The sequence below is a fragment of the Ruegeria sp. CH8 genome, from assembly GCF_056536985.1.
Genome location: NZ_JBQFQR010000057.1, coordinates 1 through 5,700 on the forward strand (window position 1 = coordinate 1; position 5,700 = coordinate 5,700).

Annotated in this window: 5 protein-coding genes and 1 riboswitch; of the genes, 1 reads left to right on the forward strand and 4 read right to left on the reverse strand. The window is 59.2% G+C overall.

Annotated elements, in window-relative coordinates:
* Window positions 1-249 precede the first annotated feature (249 nt).
* The gene (gene speB, locus ACR0ER_RS25315) at window positions 250-1,215 is read left to right on the forward strand and encodes an agmatinase (RefSeq protein ID WP_480771236.1); all 966 of its coding nucleotides are present in this window, start codon (window positions 250-252) and stop codon (window positions 1,213-1,215) included.
* A gap of 3 nt (window positions 1,216-1,218) precedes the next feature.
* Here the strand turns inward: speB and ACR0ER_RS25320 are convergent, their stop codons facing one another.
* The 4 genes from ACR0ER_RS25320 to ACR0ER_RS25335 form a co-directional block, all read right to left on the reverse strand.
* Entirely contained in the window at window positions 1,219-1,911 is a 693-nt protein-coding gene (locus ACR0ER_RS25320) for a thiamine ABC transporter ATP-binding protein (RefSeq protein WP_480771237.1), read from the reverse strand.
* The gene (locus tag ACR0ER_RS25325) at window positions 1,898-3,445 is read right to left on the reverse strand and encodes a thiamine/thiamine pyrophosphate ABC transporter permease ThiP (protein WP_480771238.1); all 1,548 of its coding nucleotides are present in this window, start codon (window positions 3,443-3,445) and stop codon (window positions 1,898-1,900) included. Before ACR0ER_RS25325 ends, ACR0ER_RS25320 begins: the two co-directional genes overlap by 14 nt.
* The gene (gene thiB, locus ACR0ER_RS25330; protein WP_480771239.1) at window positions 3,421-4,401 is read right to left on the reverse strand and encodes a thiamine ABC transporter substrate binding subunit; all 981 of its coding nucleotides are present in this window, start codon (window positions 4,399-4,401) and stop codon (window positions 3,421-3,423) included. The genes ACR0ER_RS25325 and thiB overlap by 25 nt, the downstream gene beginning before the upstream one ends.
* Before the next feature lie 32 nt (window positions 4,402-4,433).
* Window positions 4,434-4,539, reverse strand: a riboswitch (TPP riboswitch).
* Between the two features lie 184 nt (window positions 4,540-4,723).
* Window positions 4,724-5,641, reverse strand: coding sequence for a LysR family transcriptional regulator (locus ACR0ER_RS25335; protein ID WP_480771240.1), 918 nt, complete (start codon window positions 5,639-5,641; stop codon window positions 4,724-4,726).
* Window positions 5,642-5,700: the final 59 nt, after the last annotated feature.

Here is a 5,700-nt window from a genome sequence, read left to right on the forward strand (position 1 = left end):
CGCTGAAAACCCCGTCACAAAATGGGGCAGAACTATCTCTCAAATCACACCCTCAATCATTACAACACCCATAAACGCCGCAGTGAATTGATGGTATTGACCGCCGGTTTTCAACGGCGGTGGCTTGCGGAGTGCCACTCTTTTCTTATCATCCTGCAGACAGCCACCGGGCAACCGGCGGCGGCACCTGAAATCACGCTGTTCCGGCCGGATCTGGCGTATCGGTAACGCAGAAAGAATGGAGAAATCATGTCGGGTCATGGCTATGAATCAGGTCGTCTGAACCTGCCTTTTGTCGGCATCGCGACTTTTGGCAAAAAGCCCTATGTCGAGAACTGGGACAATATTGATGCTGATGTCGCCGTCCTGGGTGCGCCGTTTGACTTCGGGTGTCAGTATCGTTCTGGCGCCCGGTTCGGGCCGCGCGCGGTGCGCGAAGCCTCGACCCTGTTCAGCTTTGGCCATGCTGGAGCCTACGACCATGAGGACGACGCCACCTATCTGGGCAACGATGTGCGCATCGTCGATCTGGGTGATGCTGATGTCATCCACACCAAGACCGAGGAAAGCCACGACAATATCGAATACGGTGTGAAGAAGATACTGGATGCAAGTGCTCTGCCGGTGACCATTGGCGGTGACCACTCGATCAACATCCCTTGTATCCGCGCCTTTGCCGAGGATTGCGAAAAGAATGGACCCATTCACGTGGTCCAGATCGACGCGCATTTGGACTTTGTCGATGAACGCCACGGCGTCACTGAGGGTCACGGCAACCCGATGCGCCGCGCGATTGAAAAGGACTATGTGTCTGGGATGACCCAACTGGGCATCCGCAACGTGTCCTCGACCGCCAGGGAAGGTTATGAGGACGCACGAGCGCGCGGTTCGGATATCCTGTCGGTCCGGCAGGTGCGCAAGCTAGGAACGGACGGCGTTCTGGACCGCATTCCCGAAGGCGCACGCTATTACGTCACCATTGATATTGACGCCTTCTGCCCCTCGATTGCGCCGGGCACCGGAACGCCCAGCCATGGCGGGTTCCTGTATTATGACGTACTGGAAATCCTTCAGGGGCTGAGTAAGCGCGGTGATGTGGTTGGCATCGATTTGGTCGAGGTCGCCCCGGCCTATGATCAGACCGAAAGCACGCAGATTCTGGCGGCGCAGCTCCTGCTGAACTTTCTTGGCTTTATCTTCCACAACCGAAAATAGCGCCTATCCCAGATAAGCCCGCAAGCTGGGCGGCGGATTGTCGAACAGTTGCGCCGTCGCCGCAGGCGGATGCGCTTGTCCGTCGGCCACCAGTACGGTCTGGTCGGCGATACGACGGGCGTCCTGCGGGTCATGGCTGACCATCAGCAGGGTTGTTCCGGTCTCGGCCAGCAACCCTGCAACAAGGTCCAGCATTTCCGCTTTCAGCGCGGGCCCCAGCGCCGCAAAGGGTTCGTCCAGCAACAGTATGTCACGCCGTTGCACCAGAACCCGGGCCAGCGCGACCCGGCTTTGTTGTCCGCCGGACAGTTCGGCCGGTTTGCGCCCCTCAAAACCGGGCAGGCCAACGCGGGCCAACGCGGTTTTGACCTGCGCCTGCTCCTCTGCCGACAGGCGCCCATTGGGACGTTGGCCCAGGGCGACGTTCTGCTCCACCGTCAGATGCGGGAACAGGTTGCCATCCTGAAACAGCATCGCCAGCGGGCGTTTGCCCGGGGCGAGGTTGGAAATGCGTTGCCCCTGCCACAGTATTTGCCCCTGTTTGAGATCGCGAAACCCGGCGATTGCCTCAAGCAATGTGGACTTGCCCGCCCCCGAAGGGCCGACGATGGCAACACTGACCCCGGCCTCGATTGTAAAATCGGCCCGCAAGGCGAAACCACCATTTTCAATGACGCAGCGGTCAAGTTTCAGCATGCAATCGCCCTCCGCGATCCAAAAGCCAGAAAGCGCCCATTGACAGCATTAAAAGCAAAAGCGCCGCCCCGGCTGCCGCCTGCATCTGGTAAGCTCCCATCAGCCGGTAAATCTGCAGCGGCAGGGTCGCAATCTGGGGGTCCGCAAACAAAGCAATCACGCCGAGATCTCCCATCGACAGCGCGGCCGCAAGGCCTGCGGCAAAGCGGATTTGCGGACGCATTCGAGGCAGCAGAATGCGGGTGAAAAAGGTCGTTTTGTCCATGTCCAGTGACAGCGCCAGCCGCCCATGTCGGGTGACCACGTCGCGCGCGGCAGGCACCAGAATGCGCAGGGCGAAGGGCAGCGCCATGACCGCGTTCACCAGCGCCGTGACTGGCAGCGCCAGTGTGGTGGGATTGGCCACCGGACGGATCAGGATGAACAGGCCGGTCCCGATCACCAAGGGCGACGCCGCCAGCCCCAGAATGCCGCTAAGTTCGACGATCCCGTACCGACCGGTTGCAACGGCCATGGCCATGGGCAGCGCCAACACCAACAAAACAACCGTGCTGGCCGTAGCCACCAGAACCGAGGTCAGCGCGGCGCGGAGTACCTGCGTGGGCATCTCAAACAATCCAGAGAGCCCCGAAATCACCACCGCCGCCAAAGGCAGCAGCAGAAACGCAGCCGCCGCCAATATCCAGAACGTATCAAGCACGGGCGCGCCGCCGTCCCAGCGGCGGATGGCCCGGTCCAGCCCTGCCCCGAACCCATCCCCGCGCGAAAACTTCAGGGCGGCCAGTGCAGCTGCAGCCGTCAGGGCCAGTTGCAAGGCGGACAACAACGCCGCCCGGCCAAGATCGAAATCGTAGGTAAAGGATTGATAGATCGCGAGTTCAATCGTCGTTGCCCGTGGCCCTCCGCCCAGGGTCAGGGCGACTGCAAAACTGGTCAGACAGATGGCGAAGATCACGGCCAGCACACCCGGCAGGATGCGTCTAAGCATCGGCAGCTCGATAAGACGGAACATCGCCATCCCGTCACAGCCCAGCTGCGCGGCCAGTCGAAAACGTTCAGCGGGGATTTCCTGCCACGCCTGCAGGATCAACCGTGTGGCCAGCGGCAGGTTGAAGAACACATGCGCCAGTACAACACCGTGCAACCCGTAGATCCGCATCGGCGGCAGGCCGAAAAAACTCAAAAGGTCCGAAATCCACCCTGCGCGGCCAAAGACCTGCAACAACCCGAGGATCGCCACGATGACCGGCAGAATAAAGGGCGCGCCCAATAGCGCGATCAGCGCCCGTCGCCCCGGAAACCGCCGTCGGGCCAGTGCCCGCGCCACCGGAACCGCCAGCGCCGCACTGAACAGGGCCGACAAAACCGCCTGCACAAGCGTGAACCGCAGGGCGGCCCAATCCGCCGGGCCGAAACCGCCCGCCGCGTCAGCCCGCAGGGCAACAGCGGCAAGGGTCCCCAATATAAGCGCGGCCACAAAAGCCGCCGCGCCAACGCCCGGCCAGGGGCTTACTGGCTGAGCGCGCTCAGCCATTCCGCAAGCGCCTGATCCCGCACTTTGGCGGCCTCATCCGGAGAATACAGCAGGGATTTTTCCGGCTGAATCAGCGTGTCGAACCCTTCGGGCAGACCGGCTACCGGGGTCACCGCCGGATACATCCAGTTGGTAGTTGGAATGATCTGCTGGAACGCGTCCGAGACCATAAACTCAAGGAACTGATCCGCCAGTTCTGGTTGATCGGTCCCGGCCAGCTTTGCCGCAACCTCGACCTGCATATAGTGGCCTTCGTCAAAGGCGGCCGCCGCTTTGCTGGCGTCTTCCTCGGCAATCAGGTGATAGGCGGGCGATGTGGTGTAGCTGAGAACCATGTCGGCCTCACCTTCCAGAAACAGGCCATATGCCTCGGACCAGCCTTTGGTTACAGTCACGATATTGTCGGCCAGACCAGCCCAGATATCCGCCGCTTCATCGCCATAAGCCGCCTGCACCCACAAAAGCAGCCCCAGACCGGGGGTCGAGGAGCGCGGGTCCTGAATGATGATCTTGGTGTCACCCTCGGCCAGTTCGCGGAAATTCGCAGGCGCTGCTGCATCGGCGTTATGAACAAAGGCGAAATAGCCCCAGTCATAAGGCGCGAACACCTCATCCTTCCATTCGATCGGCAGCGTGTATTCGGCGCTGACCGAGCTGGGCGCAAACAGGCCGGTTTCCTTGGCCGCAGTGATCAGGTTGGTGTCCAGGCCCAGCACCACGTCGGCGTCCGAGTTTTCACCCTCCAACCGGATACGCGACAACAGTGCCGCGCCGTCCTCGACGCCGACAAGGTTCAGCTCGCAGTCACAGACCGACTCAAACGCCTCTTTCACCTGCGGGCCGGGGCCCCAGTCCGAGACAAAGCTGTCATAGGTATACACGGTCAACTGAGGTTTATCGGCCGCCATAGCCGTGGTTGCACTCAGGATTCCCGCAGCAATCATCAGATGTTTCATGTCATCCTCCATTGCGGCGAGAGGGCAAGGATGGATGAAACCGTCACCTTTCCCTCCGCCGGTTCTAGCCGGTTCAGGTTCAACGGGTTCGCCAAAGGCATCTCAGCGTGGCCACACCACGCACCCCGAGGTGAGGCCCTGACTAGGCGGGAACTAACCAAAAGACAACCCGTTTTGCAGGCATATCCAGCTAAGGACAACGACCGGGCGGTCATACTTGCACCCTTTGAAATTGCCCAGGAAGGCATGAACCGACTTACCGTCCAAGCCCGGCTACGTGCGACCAGAGCAAGGGTCACGGTCAGCGGTTAAAGAAGCAAGGTTAGTTCCACGTTGCGCTGAGGGCGTCGAATGCAGCGACAACGTTTGGTTCCATTTTTTTCGAAGCAAGCGTTACAAACCGAAGGGAAGTTTCAATTTTGACTCTATCCGATATCACAAGTCCGCGTGACTGCATTTCCTCAAGCGCTATCGATTCTCGGCACAGGCTCAGTCCAATACCCGATCGTACCATGGCCAGCATTGATGGCTCCTGATCAACAAGACAGACTGCCTGCGGCTGGCAATCAAGATCCGCGTAGATTTTCTCCAGCAGCCGGTGGTGCACAGATTTCTTCGGCGTGCCAATCCAAGGCAGAGCAGCCAGGTCCAGCCAATCCTTGCCTAAGACACGTTTCCCCCAACCTGTTGGAGCTATAACGCGGTAAGTAAATTTGGTGAGTTCCCGTTGGAAAAACACCGAGTCTGTTTGATCCTGATCGCCGGTTTCATAGCTATCAAGATCACCCAGAACAAAACCTACATCCACTTCCCCACTGATCAGGCGCCCAACGACATCACCGCTTATACCATGCACAAGCTTTGTTTGCAGGTCGGGATACCCATCCACGAGGGCCGCCAAAAAAGCGCCAAGGCGTATGAAGTTCGGATCAACAATGGTGCCAAGTCGCAGCGTGCCTCGAACATTTCCGTTCACCCGTCGCGCGGTTTGACCGAACTCTTCTATAGCTGCCTGAACTTTTTCTGCTTTGGCAACAAGGGCTTCTCCATCTCGTGTGAGCTCCACACCTTTGGGTGTGCGGCGGAACAGTTCCAACCCCGTGTCCTGCGCCAAGCGTTTCAACTGTAAACTGACTGCGGGTTGAGTGAGGTGTAGTCGCTTTGCCGCGCGCGAGATATTGCCTTCCTGGGCAACGGCGACAAAGGCGTTCAGGATACGGATATCATTGACGGGTTTCATATTAATTTTGTTTATATCAGGCGACTCGATTAGTCATTGGATTTCTATGTGCTGGATTT